This is a genomic window from Enterobacter cloacae complex sp. P29RS (assembly GCF_014893445.1).
Classification (GTDB): Bacteria; Pseudomonadota; Gammaproteobacteria; order Enterobacterales; family Enterobacteriaceae; genus Enterobacter; species Enterobacter intestinihominis.
This window is the reverse complement of record NZ_JADBPZ010000031.1, coordinates 24,751-44,859: the sequence shown is the minus strand read 5'-3', so window position 1 is coordinate 44,859 and position 20,109 is coordinate 24,751. Positions and strand designations below refer to the sequence as shown.

General features: G+C 53.8%; 19 protein-coding genes. 12 read left to right on the top strand and 7 right to left on the bottom strand.

All coding sequences use genetic code 11. From position 1 onward, the window contains the following. Window positions 1–15 precede the first annotated feature (15 nt). Complete coding sequence (gene erpA / locus IM282_RS20170) at window positions 16–360, top strand: iron-sulfur cluster insertion protein ErpA (RefSeq protein WP_003856230.1); 345 nt, start codon at window positions 16–18, stop codon at window positions 358–360. Window positions 361–417: 57 nt separating this feature from the next. Here the strand turns inward: erpA and IM282_RS20165 are convergent, their stop codons facing one another. The 3 genes from IM282_RS20165 to mtnN are packed head-to-tail and all read right to left on the bottom strand — an operon-like array spanning window position 418 to window position 2,565. Next, on the bottom strand, window positions 418–1,041 hold the full coding sequence (locus IM282_RS20165; RefSeq protein WP_003856227.1) for a TRIC cation channel family protein: 624 nt from the start codon (window positions 1,039–1,041) through the stop codon (window positions 418–420). A gap of 23 nt (window positions 1,042–1,064) precedes the next feature. Then, window positions 1,065–1,874: a vitamin B12 ABC transporter substrate-binding protein BtuF gene (gene btuF, locus IM282_RS20160; protein ID WP_022647099.1), complete on the bottom strand. Its 810-nt coding sequence runs from the start codon at window positions 1,872–1,874 to the stop codon at window positions 1,065–1,067. Beyond that, complete coding sequence (gene mtnN, locus IM282_RS20155) at window positions 1,867–2,565, bottom strand: 5'-methylthioadenosine/S-adenosylhomocysteine nucleosidase (RefSeq protein ID WP_003856223.1); 699 nt, start codon at window positions 2,563–2,565, stop codon at window positions 1,867–1,869. The genes btuF and mtnN overlap by 8 nt, the downstream gene beginning before the upstream one ends. Window positions 2,566–2,647: 82 nt before the next feature. Between mtnN and dgt the strand changes: the two genes are divergently transcribed. The 3 genes from dgt (at window position 2,648) to IM282_RS20140 (ending at window position 7,031) form a co-directional block, all read left to right on the top strand. Further along, the gene (gene dgt, locus IM282_RS20150; RefSeq protein ID WP_023299363.1) at window positions 2,648–4,162 is read left to right on the top strand and encodes a dGTPase; all 1,515 of its coding nucleotides are present in this window, start codon (window positions 2,648–2,650) and stop codon (window positions 4,160–4,162) included. Window positions 4,163–4,293: 131 nt separating this feature from the next. Continuing rightward, window positions 4,294–5,727, top strand: a complete 1,434-nt coding sequence (gene degP / locus IM282_RS20145) for a serine endoprotease DegP (protein WP_022647101.1) — start codon at window positions 4,294–4,296, stop codon at window positions 5,725–5,727. Between the two features lie 146 nt (window positions 5,728–5,873). Then, window positions 5,874–7,031 (top strand): CdaR family transcriptional regulator, encoded by a 1,158-nt coding sequence (locus IM282_RS20140; RefSeq protein ID WP_003856217.1) that lies wholly within the window; start codon window positions 5,874–5,876, stop codon window positions 7,029–7,031. Window positions 7,032–7,120: 89 nt separating this feature from the next. Here IM282_RS20140 and IM282_RS20135 read toward each other — a convergent pair whose 3' ends face one another. The 4 genes from IM282_RS20135 to map form a co-directional block, all read right to left on the bottom strand. Beyond that, entirely contained in the window at window positions 7,121–7,510 is a 390-nt protein-coding gene (locus IM282_RS20135; protein ID WP_022647102.1) for a DUF3461 family protein, read from the bottom strand. A gap of 111 nt (window positions 7,511–7,621) precedes the next feature. Continuing rightward, entirely contained in the window at window positions 7,622–8,446 is an 825-nt protein-coding gene (gene dapD, locus IM282_RS20130) for a 2,3,4,5-tetrahydropyridine-2,6-dicarboxylate N-succinyltransferase (protein ID WP_023299365.1), read from the bottom strand. Window positions 8,447–8,478: 32 nt separating this feature from the next. Continuing rightward, on the bottom strand, window positions 8,479–11,154 hold the full coding sequence (gene glnD / locus IM282_RS20125) for a bifunctional uridylyltransferase/uridylyl-removing protein GlnD (RefSeq protein ID WP_032676702.1): 2,676 nt from the start codon (window positions 11,152–11,154) through the stop codon (window positions 8,479–8,481). 62 nt (window positions 11,155–11,216) lie between these two features. Further along, window positions 11,217–12,011 carry a type I methionyl aminopeptidase gene (gene map, locus IM282_RS20120; protein WP_022647104.1) on the bottom strand — a complete coding sequence of 265 codons (795 nt, stop codon included), beginning with the start codon at window positions 12,009–12,011 and terminating at the stop codon, window positions 11,217–11,219. Between the two features lie 321 nt (window positions 12,012–12,332). Between map and rpsB the strand changes: the two genes are divergently transcribed. The 8 genes from rpsB (at window position 12,333) to rseP (ending at window position 20,097) form a co-directional block, all read left to right on the top strand. Further along, on the top strand, window positions 12,333–13,058 hold the full coding sequence (rpsB, locus tag IM282_RS20115; protein ID WP_022647105.1) for a 30S ribosomal protein S2: 726 nt from the start codon (window positions 12,333–12,335) through the stop codon (window positions 13,056–13,058). A 117-nt stretch (window positions 13,059–13,175) separates the two neighbouring features. After that, window positions 13,176–14,027 carry a translation elongation factor Ts gene (gene tsf / locus IM282_RS20110; protein ID WP_015572722.1) on the top strand — a complete coding sequence of 284 codons (852 nt, stop codon included), beginning with the start codon at window positions 13,176–13,178 and terminating at the stop codon, window positions 14,025–14,027. Window positions 14,028–14,176: 149 nt separating this feature from the next. After that, complete coding sequence (gene pyrH / locus IM282_RS20105; RefSeq protein WP_008501910.1) at window positions 14,177–14,902, top strand: UMP kinase; 726 nt, start codon at window positions 14,177–14,179, stop codon at window positions 14,900–14,902. A gap of 167 nt (window positions 14,903–15,069) precedes the next feature. Continuing rightward, window positions 15,070–15,627, top strand: a complete 558-nt coding sequence (frr, locus tag IM282_RS20100; RefSeq protein WP_003856180.1) for a ribosome recycling factor — start codon at window positions 15,070–15,072, stop codon at window positions 15,625–15,627. A gap of 92 nt (window positions 15,628–15,719) precedes the next feature. After that, on the top strand, window positions 15,720–16,919 hold the full coding sequence (gene ispC / locus IM282_RS20095) for a 1-deoxy-D-xylulose-5-phosphate reductoisomerase (protein ID WP_063853359.1): 1,200 nt from the start codon (window positions 15,720–15,722) through the stop codon (window positions 16,917–16,919). A gap of 185 nt (window positions 16,920–17,104) precedes the next feature. Further along, window positions 17,105–17,863, top strand: a complete 759-nt coding sequence (gene ispU / locus IM282_RS20090; RefSeq protein WP_003856176.1) for a (2E,6E)-farnesyl-diphosphate-specific ditrans,polycis-undecaprenyl-diphosphate synthase — start codon at window positions 17,105–17,107, stop codon at window positions 17,861–17,863. Between the two features lie 12 nt (window positions 17,864–17,875). Continuing rightward, entirely contained in the window at window positions 17,876–18,733 is an 858-nt protein-coding gene (cdsA, locus tag IM282_RS20085; protein WP_003856175.1) for a phosphatidate cytidylyltransferase, read from the top strand. An 11-nt stretch (window positions 18,734–18,744) separates the two neighbouring features. Further along, window positions 18,745–20,097, top strand: coding sequence for a sigma E protease regulator RseP (gene rseP, locus IM282_RS20080; RefSeq protein WP_157508387.1), 1,353 nt, complete (start codon window positions 18,745–18,747; stop codon window positions 20,095–20,097). The last annotated feature ends 12 nt before the right edge of the window (window positions 20,098–20,109 follow it).

The window sequence follows — 20,109 nt, the reverse complement described above, 5'->3', positions numbered from 1 at the left end:
TCATGGGAGCATAAGATGAGTGATGACGTAGCGTTGCCGCTGGAATTTACCGAAGCAGCAGCGAAAAAAGTGAAAACCCTGATTGCCGACGAGGACAATCCGGATCTGAAACTGCGTGTTTATATTACCGGCGGCGGCTGTAGTGGCTTCCAGTATGGTTTTACCTTTGACGACCAGGTTAACGATGGTGATATGACTATCGAGAAACAGGGCGTCGCGCTGGTGGTTGATCCGATGAGCCTGCAATATCTGGTGGGCGGTTCAGTGGACTACACTGAAGGTCTGGAAGGTTCGCGCTTTGTGGTGACTAACCCGAATGCGACCAGCACCTGCGGGTGTGGTTCTTCATTCAGTATTTAACCTGAATGCAAATTGTAGGCCCGGTAAGCGAAGCGCCACCGGGCTTATAAACGATACCTATCTTGAATTTTCATCCAGTGCAAACGTCGGCAGCTTCAGGTGCCAGCGTATCGCCGCTAAACGGATCACCAGCGTTACCACCATCCCCAGCATCGCCGCGTTTTCCAGCGGGACAGCAAAGGTATAATACGCCGTGGCGTGAACAATCCCCCCGATGATACAGGCCGTCGCGTAGATTTCCGTTCGCAGGATCATCGGGACTTCTCGCGCCAGAATGTCGCGAATAATCCCTCCGCCCACGCCGGTCAACACGCCCATACAGATCGCCACCAGCGGGCCAGTCCCGGCAATAAAGGCTTTATTCACGCCTATTCCCACAAAGACCGCCAGACCGACGGCATCCAGCACTGGCAATATCCATTTTGGTAGTCTGCGAGGCTGACGAACCAGCACGATGGTTAACAGGCAGGTGACCATCGCCACCACCAGATCCGTTGGATCTTTTACCCAGAATACCGGGCCGTTTGCCAGCGCCATATCGCGAATCGTTCCGCCGCCTACCGCCGTAACGACGCCGAGCACCAGTACGCCAAAAGGATCCATGCGTAGTTTTCCGGCAAGCAAAACGCCGGAGATAGCAAAAACGGCTGTGCCAAGAATATCCAGCCAATACACGAGCATCGTTAAATCCTCGAATAGGGTATTTATCTGTTTGAGTGACTCTCTGCCAGTTCGGCGCAGAGTTGTTTTGCGGCGAGGATAATACGCGGGCTGGCGCGTTCAAACCAGTCGCTGTTGAGTGCGATGACCGGAATTTTAAGCTGCCGATGCCAGAATTGTTCTATTTTAGGAATCTCGCTCGCATTTCCGACCACCACAATGGCCTGCGGTTGTCGCGCCAGAACCTGCTCACGACTGACCTGCGGCCAGGGGACCCGGCTTTCGGCAAAGATATTTTCACCTCCACAGATCTCAAGCACCTGGTTCTGGATCGAACCTTTCCCGGTAGTGAACAGCGGCTGGCTGCCAAATTGCAGAAAAACGCGTTGTTTCGGTTGCGTGCCGTATCGGGTTTTTAGCGCAGCATAGTCGTTGAGCATCTGCTGTGCAGCGTGCTCGGCGCGTTGGGGGGTAGGGCTGAAGGGCGCGAGGTCCCGGAGGGTTTGCGCCACCTGTTCGATGCTCACCGCATCTACCCATTTTACCGTTATTCCCAGCGAAGAGAGCTGGTTCACCTGTCGTTCGGCATTACCACCGCGCCAGGCAAGAACCAGATCGGGCTTCAGCGCCACGATGCGTTCCAGGTTCATTCCCTGCCAGGTGGCAACCTGTTCGATTTGGGCGGCCTGCGGTGGATAATCGGAAAAGCTGCTCACCGCAACGGGCGTAATCCCGGCGGCAAACGCCAGTTCCGTATTGGCAGGGGAGAGTGTGATCACCCGCGGCGCGGCGATGAGCCAGGCCGGGGCGAGCAGAAGCAGGGCGACCAGCGCCCTGAATGACACCTTACCCACGCGCCAGTTTCTGCACCAGGGTTTCCACCATCACGGTGGACTGTTTGGCCGCAACGGCCAGGAACTCGTCGAAGCTGATGTGGGACTGCTGGTCCGCCACGTCAGAGATCGCGCGAACGACCACGAACGGCACGCTGAAGTTATGGCACACGTGCGCAATGGCCGTGGCTTCCATCTCAACGGCCACAGCCTGCGGGAAGTTATGACGGATTTTCGCCAGACCAACAGAGCCGTTGATAAAGGCATCGCCGCTGACGATCAGGCCACGCACCGCATTGAGGTTCAGCTCGTTAATGCAGCTTTCAGCGGCGGCAATCAGCTTATCATCCGCTTTAAACCCGGCCGGGCAGCCCGGAAGCTGACCATATTCGTAGCCGAATGCGGTGACATCTGCATCGTGGTAACGCGCTTCGTCGGAAACCACGATATCGCCCACTTTCAGCGTCGGCGCCAGACCGCCCGCCGAACCTGTATTAATGATAACGTCAGGCTTGCAGCGCTCAAGCAGCAGGGTCGCGCCCAGTGCCGCTGCAACTTTACCGATGCCTGATTTCAGCAGAGCCACGTCAACGCCGTTCAGCTGGCCGGTGTAGATCTCACAGCCACCAAGGGAGAGGGTCTGACGGTTCTCAATTTTGTCACGCAGTAGCGTAACTTCTTCTTCCATTGCACCAATAATGCCGATTTTCATAGATTTACTCGCGATGTGCCTTGTTAAGATGCATAGTCTATCATGCGGTTAAGGGGAAACGCATTCTCACGCGGGGGAGCACATGGCACCAATCGATTTTCGCACCAAAATTAACTGGCACCGACGTTTCCGTTCGCCACAGGGCGATAAGAGCGAACATGAGATCCTGCGCATTTTTGAAAGCGATCGCGGACGCATCATCAATTCGCCCGCCATCCGCCGGTTACAGCAAAAAACCCAGGTGTTCCCGCTGGAGCGTAACGCCGCGGTGCGTACGCGGTTAACGCACTCCATGGAAGTGCAGCAGGTGGGGCGCTACATTGCAAAAGAGATCCTCAGCCGTCTTAAAGAGCAACGTCTGCTGGAAACCTACGGGCTGGATGAACTGACCGGGCCGTTCGAAAGCATCGTTGAGATGGCCTGCCTGATGCACGATATCGGCAATCCTCCCTTTGGTCATTTCGGCGAGGCCGCCATCAATGACTGGTTTAAACAGCGGCTTTTTCCCTCTGACGCCATAAGCCAGCCGCTCAGCGATGACCGCTGTGTGGTACGCGATTTACGCCTGCGTGAGGGCGAAGATAGCCTGAACGATCTGCGCCGCAAGGTGCGTCAGGATCTGTGTCATTTCGAAGGTAACGCGCAGGGGATCCGTCTGGTGCACTCCCTGATGCGCATGAATCTGACCTGGGCGCAGGTGGGCTGTATTCTTAAATACACGCGTCCCGCGTGGTGGATGGGGGAAACGCCTGCCACCCATAGCTACCTGATGAAAAAACCGGGCTATTACCTGTCGGAAGAAGCGTACATTGAACGGTTGCGTAAAGAACTTTCGCTAACGCCGAATGGCCGTTTTCCATTGACGTGGATTATGGAAGCGGCTGATGACATTTCTTATTGCGTGGCCGATCTGGAAGACGCAGTGGAAAAAAGAATATTCAGCGTCGAGGAGCTGTATCAGCATCTTCACGATGCCTGGGGAGAGCATGAAAAAGGTTCTCTGTTTGCACAGGTCGTCGAGAATGCCTGGGATAAATCGCGTTCAAATTCGCTGAGCCGCAGTACCGAAGATCAGTTCTTTATGTATTTGCGGGTCAATACGCTGAATAAACTGGTGCCGTATGCGGCCGCCCGTTTCATTGATAATTTGCCGATGATATTTAGCGGGGAATTTAATCACGCCCTGCTGGAAGATGAGAGCAGTTTTAGTCAGCTGCTTGAATTATATAAAAACGTGGCTGTTCGCCATGTTTTCAGCCACCCGGATGTCGAACAGCTGGAGCTGCAAGGATACCGGGTTATCAGCGGTTTGCTGGAAATTTATGGCCCGCTGCTCCAGCTGACGGTCGATGAGTTTTGCGAGCTGGTCGAAAATGAACGTGTTCGCCGCCTGCCGATTGAATCTCGTCTCTATCAGAAGCTTTCAACCCGTCACCGGCTGGCATACATTGAGGCCGTCAGTAAAATAGATCGTCATTCTTCCCAATGGCCAGTCATGGAATATTATTATCGCTGTCGTCTTATCCAGGACTATATCAGCGGGATGACAGATTTGTATGCCTGGGATGAATACCGCAAGCTTATGGCCGTTGAATAAGCCATGAGTTTTGTAAAGACGACCAATAAATTTTTACTTTTTCCATAACTTAATCCCGGAACTAAGCGGTATAAAACGAATCTGAGTTACACAGCAATTTTGCGTTATCTGGTAAATCGAGATTGAGAAACATGAAAAAAACCACATTAGCAATGAGTGCACTGGCTCTGAGTTTAGGTTTAGCGTTGTCCCCTCTGGCGACGGCGGCCGAGACAGCTTCCTCGGCAGCGACTGCGCAGCAGATGCCAAGCCTGGCCCCGATGCTCGAAAAAGTGATGCCATCGGTGGTGAGTATTAACGTTGAGGGCAGCACAACCGTCAATACGCCGCGTATGCCGCGTAATTTCCAGCAGTTCTTCGGCGACAATTCGCCATTCTGCCAGGACGGTTCGCCATTCCAGAGCTCCCCGTTCTGTCAGGGCGGCGGCGCAGGGGATGACGGTCAGGGCGGCGGCCAGCAGCAGAAATTCATGGCACTCGGCTCGGGCGTTATTATTGATGCAGCGAAAGGCTACGTGGTGACCAATAACCACGTGGTAGATAATGCTAACACCATTAAGGTTCAGATGAGCGATGGCCGTAAATTCGATGCCAAAGTGGTCGGTAAAGACCCGCGCTCCGATATCGCACTGATTCAAATTCAGGATCCGAAGAACCTGACGGCGATTAAGCTTGCCGACTCTGACGCGCTGCGCGTGGGTGACTACACTGTCGCCATCGGTAACCCGTTTGGTCTGGGCGAAACCGTGACCTCGGGTATCGTCTCCGCGCTGGGACGTAGCGGCCTGAATGCGGAAAACTATGAAAACTTCATCCAGACGGATGCGGCCATTAACCGCGGTAACTCCGGCGGTGCGCTGGTTAACCTGAACGGTGAACTGATCGGTATCAACACCGCTATCCTGGCACCGGACGGTGGCAACATCGGTATCGGCTTTGCTATCCCGAGCAACATGGTGAAAAACCTGACTGCGCAGATGGTGCAATATGGACAGGTGAAACGCGGTGAGCTGGGTATCATGGGGACCGAGCTGAACTCCGAGCTGGCGAAAGCGATGAAAGTGGACGCTCAGCGCGGCGCATTCGTGAGCCAGGTCATGCCGAACTCTTCAGCGGCGAAAGCCGGCATTAAAGCGGGTGACGTGATCACCTCTCTGAACGGTAAACCGATCAGCAGCTTTGCCGCCCTGCGTGCGGAAGTGGGTTCTATGCCAATCGGCAGTAAAGTGACCCTCGGCCTGCTGCGTGAAGGTAAGCCAGTTAACGTGAGCCTGGAACTGCAACAGAGCAGTCAGAATCAGGTGGATTCCAGCACCATCTTCAGCGGTATTGAAGGTGCTGAGATGAGCAACAAAGGGGCAGATAAAGGCGTGGTGGTGAACAACGTGAAAGCGAACTCACCTGCTGCCCGTATCGGCCTGAAAAAAGGTGATGTGATCATGGGCGCTAACCAGCAGCCGGTGAAAAACATCGCTGAACTGCGCAAAATTCTCGACAGCAAGCCGTCCGTGCTGGCACTGAATATTCAGCGTGGTGATACCTCTATTTATCTCCTGATGCAGTAATCTTCTTAAGCCCCTGTTCGCAGGGGCTTTCTCTTTTCTGTGACCTTTCCCACAACTCCATACATCTCTCTCTGCCTTTGGGCATCTGCACAATGCAGCCTTAGCTGAACTTCCCTATGCTTGAGCTCTGCTCACGGGAGGGTTATATGGCTGGCTGGCATCTTGATACCAAAATGGCGCAGGATATCGTGGCGCGCACCATGCGAATCATCGATACCAATATCAACGTAATGGACGCCCGAGGGCGCATTATCGGCAGCGGCGATCGTGAGCGTATTGGTGAATTGCACGAAGGGGCGTTGCTGGTGCTCTCTCAGGGGCGCGTGGTCGACATTGATGACGCCGTGGCGAAACATCTGCACGGGGTCCGTCAGGGGATCAACCTGCCGCTGCGTCTGGAAGGAGAGATTGTTGGCGTTATCGGTCTGACCGGCGATCCTGAATCGCTGCGTAAATACGGCGAGCTGGTCTGCATGACGGCGGAGATGATGCTGGAGCAGTCGCGTCTGATGCACCTGCTCGCCCAGGACAGCCGCCTGCGTGAAGAGCTGGTGATGAATTTGATCCAGGCGGAGGAGCACACGCCTGCCCTGAGCGAGTGGGCGCAGCGTCTGGGTATCGACCTGAATCAGCCGCGCGTGGTCGCCGTTATTGAGGTGGATAGCGGCCAGCTTGGTGTGGACAGCGCCATGGTGGAGCTACAGCAGCTGCAAAATATGCTGGCGACGCCGGAGCGTAACAACCTGGTGGCAATCGTCTCTTTGACGGAAATGGTGGTGCTCAAGCCTGCGCTTAATCAGTTTGGCCGCTGGGACGCGGAAGATCATCGTCGCCGCGTTGAGCTGCTCATCGAGCGCATGAAGGAGAACGGACAGCTCCGTTTTCGCGTCGCGCTGGGAAATTACTTTACCGGGCCGGGAAGTATCGCCCGTTCATGGCGAACGGCGCGCACTACCATGATGGTGGGTAAACAGCGCATGCCGGAGAGCCGCAGTTATTTCTATCAGGATCTGATGCTGCCGGTCCTGCTCGACAGTTTGCGCGGTGGCTGGCAGGCCAACGAGCTGGCGCGCCCGCTTGTGCGTCTGAAAGCGATGGACAACAACGGGCTGCTGCGCCGCACGTTGCAGGCGTGGTTCCGGCATAACGTGCAGCCGCTGGCCACGTCAAAAGCGCTGTTTATTCACCGTAATACGCTGGAGTATAGGTTAAACCGGATCTCGGAACTGACGGGGCTGGATTTAGGGAATTTTGACGACCGGCTACTGCTGTATGTGGCGTTGCAGCTGGATGAACAAAGATGATGCTGTTTGCCGGGTGGCGGCTTCGCCTTACCCGGCCTACATGCGTTCGTAGGCCCGGTAAGCGAAGCGCCACCGGGCAATAAAACGGCTCATTTGTTACGCGTCAATTTCTCAAGATCAGCTTCAATTTCGCTGATCTTATGGGTAACAACACTTTCCAGGTGACGCAGGTCGTCAAGGATCTTACGTTTCAGATCGACTTCGCTGCGATCGCGCTGGCAGATTTGATCGAGTTCGTCGATAACGTAGCGCAGGTTAGGGCTGATTTCCTGTACTTCTTTATATCCCTGACCGATACCGTCAGCGACAACGGTCTTACGCTGGCGTGGGTATTTAAATTTCACGCTTTTGGCGAAGAACTCTCCTTTGTCCTTATGAAAATAGATTTTCAAAATATCGTTATTGGCTTCCTGGCGGAGACTATAACGATCAATTTCATCAGGATTGGTAATGCCCAGACTTTTCAGATTATCGTACATAGCGGTACCCTTGATCTCAACATAACCTATGAATAATTAACGAAAAAATCTATTTTCGCCACCTTCGGATATAAAAAAAGCGGGGTTGCCCCCGCTTTTTGTTATACCCGATTAATCGATGGTGCGCAGCAGTTCATTGATGCCCACTTTACCGCGCGTTTTCGCATCCACTTTTTTCACGATGACCGCGCAGTACAGGCTGTATTTGCCATCTTTAGACGGCAGGTTGCCGGAAACCACAACGGAACCGGCTGGAACGCGGCCGTAGTGAATTTCACCGGTTTCGCGATCGTAAATACGGGTGCTCTGGCCAATGTACACGCCCATGGAGATCACAGAACCTTCTTCGACGATCACGCCTTCAACCACTTCGGAACGTGCGCCGATGAAGCAGTTGTCTTCGATGATGGTTGGGTTAGCCTGAAGTGGCTCCAGAACGCCACCAATGCCGACGCCGCCGGACAGGTGAACATTTTTACCGATCTGCGCGCAGGAGCCGACGGTAGCCCAGGTGTCCACCATGGTGCCTTCGTCAACGTAGGCGCCGATGTTCACGTAGGATGGCATCAGCACGGTGTTGCGTGCGATGTATGCACCCTGACGAACGGCTGCCGGTGGTACTACGCGGAAGCCCTCTTTCTGGAAGCGCGCTTCGTCGTAATCCGCAAATTTCATTGGCACTTTATCGAAGTAGCGGCTTTCTGCTCCGTCGATAACCTGGTTATCGTTGATACGGAAAGAGAGCAGCACAGCTTTCTTCAGCCATTGATGAGTAACCCACTGACCGTCGATTTTTTCTGCCACGCGCAGCGCGCCGGAATCCAGCAGGGAAATAACCTGGTTTACCGCTTCACGGGTCACGGTATCCACATTTGCCGGAGTGATGTCGGCGCGACGCTCAAAAGCGGACTCAATAACGTTCTGTAACTGCTGCATTGTTTACTCTTTCCATTTCACTAAAAAACACGTCACCCTTTATCGTTTGGATTGAGGGCTGCTGTCAACCGTTGTTGCACTTCAAGTTGCAGGTCATTATTAAGGGCACGCCGGTCGGCCGTCGCGATTATAAATAAATCTTCTACTCGTTCGCCAATGGTTGTAATTCGGGCGCCGTGAAGCGAAATTCCCAGATCGGCAAATACCTGGCCGACGCGGGCGAGCAGCCCTGGCTGGTCGAGCGCAATCAGCTCAAGGAACGATTTACGGTCGGTATGGGTCGGCAGGAAATTGACCTCGGTATCGACGGTAAAGTGGCGCAGTTTTGCTGGCTGACGTCGCGGCTGCGGAGGTTGCCAGCTGCGCTGCGTAATCGCCTGCTCGAGGCCAAAGCGTATCCCCTCATGCCTGTCCGACGACAGCGGGCTGCCATCCGGCTCCAGTACAATAAAGGTGTCCATCGCCATGCCGTCGCGGGTGGTAAAAATCTGCGCGTCGTGAACGCTCAGGTTACGCCTGTCCAGTTCGGCGCAGACCGCCGCAAACAAATAAGGCCGGTCCGGGCTCCAGATAAAGATCTCCGTTCCGCCACGCGTGGCCTGCGGGCTGAGCAGAATCATTGGTTTCGTCAGGTCGTGCTTCAGCAGATGCCGGGCGTGCCATGCAAGCTGGTTTGGGCTGTGGCGCACAAAGTAGTTGGCGCGACAGCGCGCCCAAATCTGATGTAGTGCCTCTTCGTTAATGTTATCCATGCGCAACAGGGCAAGCGCCTGCAACTGGTGGTGGCGCACGCGCTCGCGCATATCCGGGGTGTTCTGCATCCCGCGACGCAGCTGTTTTTCGGTGGCGAAGTACAGTTCGCGCAGCAGGCTCTGCTTCCAGCTGTTCCACAGGGTTTCGTTGGTAGCGCAGATATCGGCTACCGTCAGGCAGACCAGGTAGCGCAGGCGGTTCTCCGTTTGCACTTCCTCGGCGAACTGCTTGATCACTTCCGGATCCTGAATATCACGACGCTGAGCGGTAACCGACATCAGCAGATGATGGCGAACCAGCCAGGCAATAAGCTGCGTCTCACGTGAGTTCAGGCCGTGCAGCTCGGCAAATTTCAGCACGTCCTGGGCACCGAGTACGGAGTGGTCGCCGCCGCGACCTTTGGCGATATCATGGAACAGGGCGGCGATCAGGATCAGTTCCGGGTGAGAGAGGCGCGGCCACAAATCAACGCACAGCGGATGGCGGGATCGCGTCTCTTCTCTGGCAAAACTTTCCAGCTTCAGCATGACGCGGATCGTGTGCTCATCCACCGTATAGGCGTGAAACAGGTCGAACTGCATCTGCCCGACAATATGCGACCACTGTGGCATATAGGCCCACAATACGCTGTGTCGGTGCATCGGCAGCAGACCGCGGCTGACGGCGCCCGGATGACGAAGCATGCTCAGGAATAGCGAGCGCGCCTCCGGGATGTAACACAGCGGCTGCTTCAGATGACGCCGCGCGTGGCGTAAATGGCGAAGGGTGGTGGAGTAGATCCCGGTGATCGTGCTGTTGCGCACCATGGTATAGAACATTCGCAGGATCGCTTCCGGTTCGCGGATGAACAGCGTTTCGTCGCGAAGATCGATCAGCGTGCCGCGCAGCTGAAATTCGTCATCAATCGGACGCGGTTTTTCGTCTGCCGTCAGCGCGAGGATCGCCTCATCGAACAGCTGTAAAAGCATCTGGTTCAGCTCAGAGACGCGGCGAGTGACGCGGAAGAAATCCTTCATCATTTGCTCGACCGGCTCGTTGCCCTCGCCCTGGTAATTCAGGCGCTGCGCCACGCTAAGCTGCCGGTCAAACAGCAGGCGGTTATCGTAGCGGGTGACCTCCAGGTGCAGCGCAAAACGGATGCGCCAGAGCAGATGCAGGCACTCGTTGAGTTCGTTACGTTCGGCTTCGGTCAGAAAACCAAAACCGACCATTTCGTCCAGCGAGGTGGCCCCAAAATGGCGACGGGCGACCCATTGCAGCGTGTGGATATCGCGCAGGCCACCGGGGCTGCTTTTAATATCCGGTTCGAGATTATAGCTGGTGCCGTGATAGCGCTGGTGGCGCTGGTTTTGTTCTTCGACTTTCGCGGCGAAGAATTTTTCTGAAGGCCAGAAGCCGTCGCTAAAGATGTGCTTTTGCAGTTCGAGGAACAGCGCCACGTCGCCAATCAGCAGGCGGGTTTCAATTAAATTGGTGGCGACGGTCAGGTCAGATAACCCTTCCAGCAGACACTCTTCCAGCGTGCGCACGCTGTGACCCACTTCCAGCTTCACGTCCCAGAGCAGGGTCAACAGCTCACCGATTTTCTGCGCCCGATCGTCCGGCAGTTTTTTACGGCTTAAGATTAGCAGGTCGATATCAGAGAGCGGATGCAGTTCACCCCGGCCATATCCGCCGACAGCAACCAGCGCGACGTCGCTCACCTGCCCGAAACCGTAGTCGATCCACAGACGTTGCAGGAGCTGGTCGATAAATTCGGTGCGCGCTTCAATGAGCTGTTCGGCTGAGACGCCAGCATCAAATGCGCTACCCAGCCAGCGATGGAAAACCGCCATATGGGATTTGATATGTGCGCAGGTCAGCTCATGCGGTGGCCAGACGCCCGGGTTATCAGGCTGGTCGGGGAGGGTGGGAAGTGCTGTGTTAGCATACTGTTCGGGTAAGAGATTACTCATCGTGCGCCACCCATAAGAAAAAGCTATCGCCATTAAAAAAGCCGGCATTCGCCGGCTTCTTATCACTCAATGTTCGTCAGTATCGCGGGGATGGTGTCATCCTTGCGCAACGTCATAATTTCGCAGCCGTTGTCTGTAACCACAATAGTATGCTCATACTGGGCAGACAAGCTTCTGTCTTTGGTTTTTACCGTCCAGCCATCTTTCATGGTACGGATGCGGTAATCGCCCGCGTTGACCATTGGCTCAATAGTAAAGGTCATGCCCTTTTGCAGCACTACGCCACCGTCGTCTGCATCATAGTGCAGAACTTGCGGTTCTTCATGGAACACACGACCAATACCGTGACCGCAATATTCACGCACCACGGAGAAACCTTCCGCTTCCACAAACTTCTGGATTGCGGCGCCAATGGTGCGCAGGCGGATGCCTGGCTTCACCATTTTCAGCGCCAGGTAGAGGCTGTCCTGGGTGACTTTACACAGGCGCTCGCCCAGAATCGTTGGCTTGCCAACGATGAACATCTTAGAGGTGTCACCGTGGTAGTCGTCTTTAATGACGGTCACGTCGATGTTGACGATATCGCCATCTTTCAGCAGCTTCTCGTCATCCGGAATGCCGTGGCAAACCACTTCATTAATAGAGATGCAGACGGATTTTGGAAAACCGTGATAGCCAAGGCAGGCGGAGACCGCGTGCTGCTCGTTGACGATATAGTCGTTACAGATGCGATCCAGTTCGCCAGTGCTGACGCCCGGTTTCACAAACGGTTCGATCATTTCAAGCACGTCAGCGGCCAGACGACCGGCGACGCGCATCTTTTCAATTTCTTCAGGTGTCTTAATAGAGATAGCCATGTAATCTGTCCATCGGTGTCGATTTTTTCGACAATACTAGTGTAAGTGTTGTCAATGGTATCAGTCAGGCGCACCCCGTGCCAAATTGAGAATCATTAACAGCACACTCCGCCAACAATTATTGGTTTCTGGCCGTGTTTTGTGATATAAAGCGCGCCGGACTTCCGATCCATCTCAGATACACAGGCTGGACGGGAGCGACAAATCTCACTTTGTGTAACAACACACACGTATCGGCACATATTCCGGGGTGCCCTTCGGGGTCGGTAATATGGGATACGTGGAGGCATAACCCCAACTTTCAATATAGAGGTTTTAAACATGGCAACTGTTTCCATGCGCGACATGCTCAAGGCTGGTGTTCACTTCGGTCACCAGACCCGTTACTGGAACCCGAAAATGAAGCCTTTCATCTTCGGCGCACGTAACAAAGTTCACATCATCAACCTTGAGAAGACTGTACCAATGTTCAACGAAGCCCTGGCTGAGCTGAGCAAGATCTCTTCCCGTAAAGGTAAGATTCTGTTCGTTGGTACTAAGCGCGCTGCAAGCGAAGCTGTGAAAGATGCTGCTAACAGCTGCGACCAGTTCTTCGTGAACCATCGCTGGTTGGGCGGCATGCTGACCAACTGGAAAACTGTTCGTCAGTCCATCAAGCGCCTGAAAGATCTGGAAACCCAGTCTCAGGACGGTACTTTCGATAAGCTGACTAAAAAAGAAGCGCTGATGCGCACTCGTGAACTGGACAAGCTGGAAAACAGCCTGGGCGGTATCAAAGATATGGGCGGCCTGCCAGACGCGCTGTTCGTAATCGATGCAGACCACGAGCACATCGCAATCAAAGAAGCTAACAACCTGGGTATCCCGGTATTCGCTATCGTTGATACCAACTCCGATCCGGACGGTGTTGACTTCGTTATCCCGGGTAACGACGACGCAATCCGTGCTGTTAGCCTGTACCTGAGCGCTGTAGCTGCTACCGTTCGTGAAGGCCGTTCCCAGGATCTGGCTTCTCAGGCGGAAGAAAGCTTCGTAGAAGCTGAATAATAAGGTTTTACCCCTTATTAGTACCGTGTATGAATAGGGGCCCATTATCGGCCCCTTTTTTCAATTTATACTGTTTGGCTCCCGGCCGGGCAGTTCACATCTCCCGAGGATTTAAGAATGGCTGAAATTACCGCATCCCTGGTAAAAGAGCTGCGTGAGCGTACTGGCGCAGGCATGATGGATTGCAAAAAAGCTCTGACCGAAGCGAACGGCGACATCGAGCTGGCAATCGAAAACATGCGTAAATCCGGTGCGATCAAAGCAGCTAAGAAAGCAGGCAACGTTGCTGCTGACGGCGTGATCATCACCAAAATCGACGGCAACTACGGCATCATTCTGGAAGTTAACTGCCAGACTGACTTCGTTGCTAAAGATGCTGGTTTCCAGGCATTTGCTAACAAAGTTCTGGACGCAGCGGTTGCAGGCAAAATCACTGACGTTGAAGTGCTGAAAGCACAGTTCGAAGAAGAGCGTGTTGCGCTGGTTGCTAAAATCGGTGAGAACATCAACATCCGTCGCGTTTCTTCCCTGGAAGGCGATGTTCTGGGCTCTTACCAGCACGGCGCGCGTATCGGTGTTCTGGTTGCGGCTAAAGGCGCTGACGAAGAGCTGGTTAAACAGCTGGCAATGCACATCGCTGCAAGCAAACCAGAATTCGTTAAGCCAGAAGACGTGTCTGCTGAAGTGGTAGAGAAAGAGTACCAGGTTCAGCTGGACATCGCGATGCAGTCTGGTAAGCCAAAAGAAATCGCAGAGAAAATGGTTGAAGGCCGCATGAAGAAATTCACCGGCGAAGTTTCTCTGACTGGCCAGCCTTTCGTAATGGATCCAAGCAAGTCTGTTGCTCAGCTGCTGAAAGAGCACAACGCTGACGTGACTGGCTTCATCCGCTTCGAAGTGGGTGAAGGCATCGAGAAAGTTGAGACTGACTTCGCAGCAGAAGTTGCTGCCATGTCCAAGCAGTCTTAATGATTGAAAAGGAGCCGCCTGAGGGCGGCTTCTTTTTGTCACCCGTCTCACGAAATCAGACAGGCTCCAGTATCGCTGTGCTGATTTGCGACATATCATGTCGCCAGAATTAACCCCATCTTAATCGTTGACAGTCTCAGGAAAGAAACATGGCTACCAATGCAAAACCCGTGTACAAACGCATTCTGCTTAAGCTGAGTGGCGAAGCGCTGCAAGGATCGGAAGGCTTCGGTATTGACGCAAGCATCCTTGATCGCATGGCACAGGAAATCAAAGAACTGGTCGAACTGGGTATTCAGGTTGGCGTGGTCATTGGCGGTGGCAACCTTTTCCGTGGTGCTGGTCTGGCGAAAGCGGGGATGAACCGCGTAGTGGGCGACCACATGGGGATGCTGGCAACCGTGATGAATGGCCTGGCGATGCGTGATGCGCTTCATCGCGCCTATGTGAACGCTCGCCTGATGTCCGCTATTCCTTTGAATGGCGTATGCGATAACTACAGCTGGGCAGAGGCTATCAGCCTGCTGCGCAACAACCGCGTGGTGATCCTCTCCGCCGGTACGGGTAACCCGTTCTTTACCACCGATTCCGCAGCCTGCCTGCGCGGTATCGAAATCGAAGCCGATGTGGTGCTGAAAGCGACCAAAGTAGATGGCGTGTTTACTGCCGACCCGGCAAAAGATCCTTCCGCGACCATGTACGATCAGCTGAGCTACAGCGAAGTGCTGGATAAAGAGCTGAAAGTGATGGATCTTGCCGCCTTTACGCTTGCTCGCGACCATAAACTGCCGATCCGTGTTTTCAACATGAACAAGCCTGGCGCGCTGCGTCGCGTCGTGATGGGCGAAAAAGAAGGCACTTTGATCACGGAATAATTTCCGTCGGCGATAAATACAGGTAAGATTCCGCTTTACTTTGTAGTGGTATCTTACCTGGACGCGCCTTTGGCGCTGTCATGAATTAAACGCGACTATACTTAGCACACCTGTAGCGCTGTGCTGGCGGATAGTCTGCCTGAGACAAGTTTTCAAGGATTCGTATCGTGATTAACGACATCAGAAAAGATGCTGAAGTACGCATGGACAAATGCGTAGAAGCGTTCAAAAACCAAATCAGCAAAATCCGTACTGGCCGTGCTTCCCCAAGCCTGCTGGATGGCATCATCGTAGAATACTACGGTACGCCTACGCCACTGCGTCAGCTGGCGAGCGTGACGGTAGAAGATACCCGTACCCTGAAAATCAACGTGTTCGATCGCTCAATGAGCCCGGCCGTTGAAAAAGCGATCATGGCATCTGACCTGGGTCTGAACCCAAGCTCAGCGGGCGCGGATATTCGCGTTCCACTGCCTCCGCTGACGGAAGAGCGTCGTAAAGACCTGATCAAAGTCGTACGTGGTGAAGCAGAGCAGGGTCGCGTTTCCGTGCGTAACGTGCGTCGCGATGCGAACGATAAAGTGAAAGCCCTGCTGAAAGAAAAAGAGATCAGCGAAGATGACGATCGTCGTTCTCAGGACGACATTCAGAAAATGACCGACGCGGCGATCAAGAAAATTGATGCGGCGCTGGCAGAAAAAGAAGCGGAACTGATGCAGTTCTGATTTTCGCTATACACTGATAAACGCCGTTCAGAAGGACATTGAGTCTTGCTGGCGGCGTTTTGCTTTTATCTGGTCTAACTTTTGGGCATCTCATGAAGCATCTCACTCTCCTCGGCTCGACCGGCTCTATCGGTTGCAGCACTCTCGACGTCGTACGTCATAATCCCGACAGCTACACCGTGACCGCACTTGTGGCCGGAAAGAACGTGCAGCGAATGGTCGAACAGTGCATGGAGTTTACCCCTCGTTTTGCGGTGATGGATGATGAAGAGAGCGCCCGCCAGGTGAAAGCGCTGTTGCAGGAGAAGGGCTGTCGTACCGAAGTGCTCAGCGGGCAACAGGCGGCTTGCGATATGGCCTCGCTTGATGAAGTTGATCAGGTAATGGCGGCAATCGTCGGGGCGGCGGGTCTTCTGCCGACGCTTGCCGCTATTGATGCGGGAAAAGATGTTCTGCTTGCAAATAAAGAGTCGCTGGTCACCTGCGGACGCCTTTTTATGGAGGCGGTAAAACAGCGTGGGGCGCGTCTTTTGCCGGTCGATAGCGAGCACAACGCGATTTTTCAGAGTTTACCCCAACCTTTTCAACAAAACCTGGGGTACGCTGACCTGGAGCAGAATGGCGTTGTGTCGATTCTGCTTACCGGGTCTGGTGGCCCGTTCCGTGAAACGCCACTGTCTGAATTGAGCGCAATGACGCCGGATCAGGCGTGTCGTCATCCGAATTGGTCAATGGGGCGTAAGATCTCCGTCGATTCGGCCACCATGATGAACAAAGGTCTGGAATACATTGAAGCTCGCTGGCTGTTCAATGCGTCGGCGAAACAGATGGAAGTGCTGATCCACCCGCAGTCGGTGATTCACTCTATGGTGCGCTATCAGGACGGCAGCGTGCTGGCCCAGTTGGGCGAGCCGGATATGCGTACGCCTATTGCTCATACGATGGCGTGGCCAAACCGCGTAAAATCGGGCGTTAAGCCTCTCGATTTTTGCAAGCTGAGTTCACTGACGTTTAGCGAGCCTGATTACGACCGTTATCCCTGCCTGAAACTGGCGATGACGGCCTTCGATCAGGGGCAGGCGGCGACAACGGCGCTTAATGCAGCCAATGAAGTGACCGTTGAAGCATTCCTGAATCAGCAGATCCGCTTTATTGATATCGCCGCGTTGAATTTATCCGTGCTGGAGATGATGGATTTGCGTGAGCCGCAGAGTGTGGAAGAGGTGCTGGCCGTGGATGAACAGGCACGTATTGTTGCGCGTAAACAGGTGACACGTCTCGCAAGCTGGTGATAAAGCAAGCACTAGTCGTCGTGCTATTTGTTAGCGTTGGGCTTCAGTGATATAGTCTGCGCCACCTGATCGCAGGTATTTGGCTTTAAGTGGTCAGGTAAGCCGTGGTATGACACGGCTTTTTTATGTATAGGCTTCAGTATTCCTGTGTACCGTTAAATCCTTTCAGGGACTAAAAACGCGTTATGTTGTCTGCGAATCAACCAATAAGCGAAAACTTGCCAGCACATGGCTGTCGCCATGTTGCAATCATCATGGATGGCAATGGCCGCTGGGCGAAAAGACAAGGGAAGATACGAGCCTTTGGGCATAAAGCCGGGGCGAAATCTGTTCGCCGCGCCGTTTCTTTTGCCGCCAATAACGGCATTGATGCGTTAACGCTCTATGCTTTTAGCAGTGAAAACTGGAATCGACCTGCGCAAGAAGTGACTGCGTTGATGGAACTGTTCGTGTGGGCGCTCGATAGTGAAGTAAAAAGCCTGCACCGCCACAACGTCCGCTTGCGTATTATTGGCGAAACCAGTCGTTTTAACTCACGTTTGCAGGAACGGATTCGCAAAGCTGAAGCGCTGACGGAAAATAATACCGGCCTGACGCTCAATATCGCGGCGAATTACGGTGGACGCTGGGATATTATCCAGGGGGTTCGGCATTTGGCTGAGCAGGTTCAGGAAGGTCTGTTAAGACCCGACCAGATTGATGAAGAGGCGCTGAGTCAGCAAATCTGCATGAATGAACTGGCTCCCGTGGATTTGGTTATAAGGACAGGGGGGGAGCATCGCATAAGTAACTTTTTGCTGTGGCAAATTGCCTACGCTGAACTTTACTTTACGGATGTTCTTTGGCCAGATTTTGATGAACAAGACTTTGAAGGTGCGCTGCATGCCTTTGCCAATCGAGAGCGTCGTTTCGGCGGCACCGAGCCTGGTGGCGATAACGCCTGATGGGGGTAGCTTTTGCTGAAGTATCGCCTGATTTCCGCTTTTGTATTAATACCCGTCGTTATCGCAGCGCTGTTTTTACTGCCTCCGGTGGGATTCGCTATTGTTACGTTGGTGGTGTGTATGCTCGCCGCGTGGGAATGGGGGCAGCTTAGCGGCTTTACCTCGCGCACTCAGCGGGTATGGCTGGCGGTACTCTGTGGTTTTTTACTGGCCCTGATGCTGTATACCTTGCCTGAATATCATCACGATGTTCACCAGCCGCTGGTTGCCGGATCCTTATGGATATCGCTGGCCTGGTGGATTGCTGCGCTTGTTTTAGTGCTTTTCTACCCGGGCTCTGCGGCGATCTGGCGTAACTCTAAAGTGTTGCGCCTTATTTTTGGTCTGCTCACGATTGTTCCGTTCTTCTGGGGTATGGTTGCGCTGCGCGCCTGGCACTATGACGAAAACCACTACAGCGGCGCAATATGGCTGCTTTATGTGATGATTCTCGTCTGGGGGGCTGACTCCGGAGCCTATATGTTTGGTAAACTGTTTGGCAAACATAAACTGGCGCCAAAGGTTTCTCCGGGCAAAACCTGGCAAGGCTTCATCGGCGGCCTGTTTACGGCAGCGATTATCTCCTGGGGCTATGGCGTCTGGGCGAATCTTGAGGTTGCCCCCTCCACGCTGCTGGTATGTTCGATTTTCGCGGCGCTGGCATCGGTACTGGGTGATTTAACCGAGAGCATGTTTAAGCGTGAAGCAGGGATTAAGGACAGTGGTCACCTGATTCCAGGACATGGCGGAATACTGGATCGCATTGACAGCCTTACCGCGGCTGTTCCCGTATTTGCTTGCCTGCTTTTACTGGTGTTTGGGACGATATAACGGAAGGTTTTATGCTGAGCATTCTCTGGAATCTGGCGGCGTTCATTGTTGCATTGGGTGTACTGATTACCGTGCATGAATTTGGCCATTTCTGGGTTGCCCGGCGCTGTGGTGTGCGGGTAGAGCGATTCTCGATTGGCTTTGGCAAATCGCTCTGGAAGCGCACCGATAAGCATGGCACCGAGTTTGTCATTGCTCTGATCCCCCTGGGCGGCTATGTCAAAATGCTCGACGAACGCGTTGAGCCTGTCGCCCCGGAACTTCGACATAGCGCGTTCAACAATAAAACTGTTGGCCAACGTGCTGCCATCATCGCTGCCGGACCGGTAGCCAATTTCATCTTCGCTATCTTCGCCTACTGGCTGGTGTTTATTATCGGCGTGCCTGGCGTACGCCCGGTTGTGGGTGAAATCACCACGGGTTCCATTGCGGCAACGGCGCAAATTACACCGGGAATGGAACTTAAAGCGATTGATGGTATCGAAACCCCTGATTGGGATGCCGTGAGGTTACAACTGGTTGCGAAAATCGGTGATGAGCAGACAACCGTCAGCGTATCGCCTTTTGGTTCCGACCAGCGGCAGGAAAAAGTGCTGGATTTACGCCACTGGCGCTTTGAGCCAGACAAAGAGGATCCAGTCGCTACATTGGGGATTCGCCCACGCAGCGCGCAGATCGAGCCGGTGTTAGCCGAAGTGCAGTCTAATTCGGCAGCGAGTAAAGCAGGTTTACAAGCGGGTGACAGGATCGTTAAAGTCGATGGTCAGCCATTAACACAATGGATGTCCTTTGTTACTCTGGTGCGCGATAATCCAGGCAAGCCGCTCGCGCTGGAAGTGGAAAGGCAGGGGAGTTCGCTCTCACTGACCCTCACCCCGGATACCAAATCGGGCGGCGGTAAGGCGGAAGGGTTTGCCGGCGTTGTGCCGAAAGTGATCCCACTGCCAGATGAGTACAAGACAATACGCCAGTATGGGCCGTTTAGCGCCATCGTTGAGGCCACGGATAAAACATGGCAGCTGATGAAGCTTACGGTCAACATGTTGGGGAAATTGATAACCGGTGATGTGAAACTGAACAACCTCAGTGGGCCAATTTCGATTGCTCAGGGGGCTGGGATGTCAGCGGAGTTCGGGGTGATTTACTATCTCATGTTCCTTGCGCTGATTAGCGTGAACCTGGGGATAATCAACCTGTTCCCGCTTCCCGTATTAGATGGGGGCCATCTGCTGTTTTTAGCGATTGAAAAGCTAAAAGGCGGACCGGTATCCGAGCGAGTTCAAGACTTTAGTTATCGCATTGGCTCGATTTTGCTGGTGCTGTTAATGGGGCTTGCACTTTTCAATGATTTCTCTCGGTTGTAAGAGAGTTAGTTA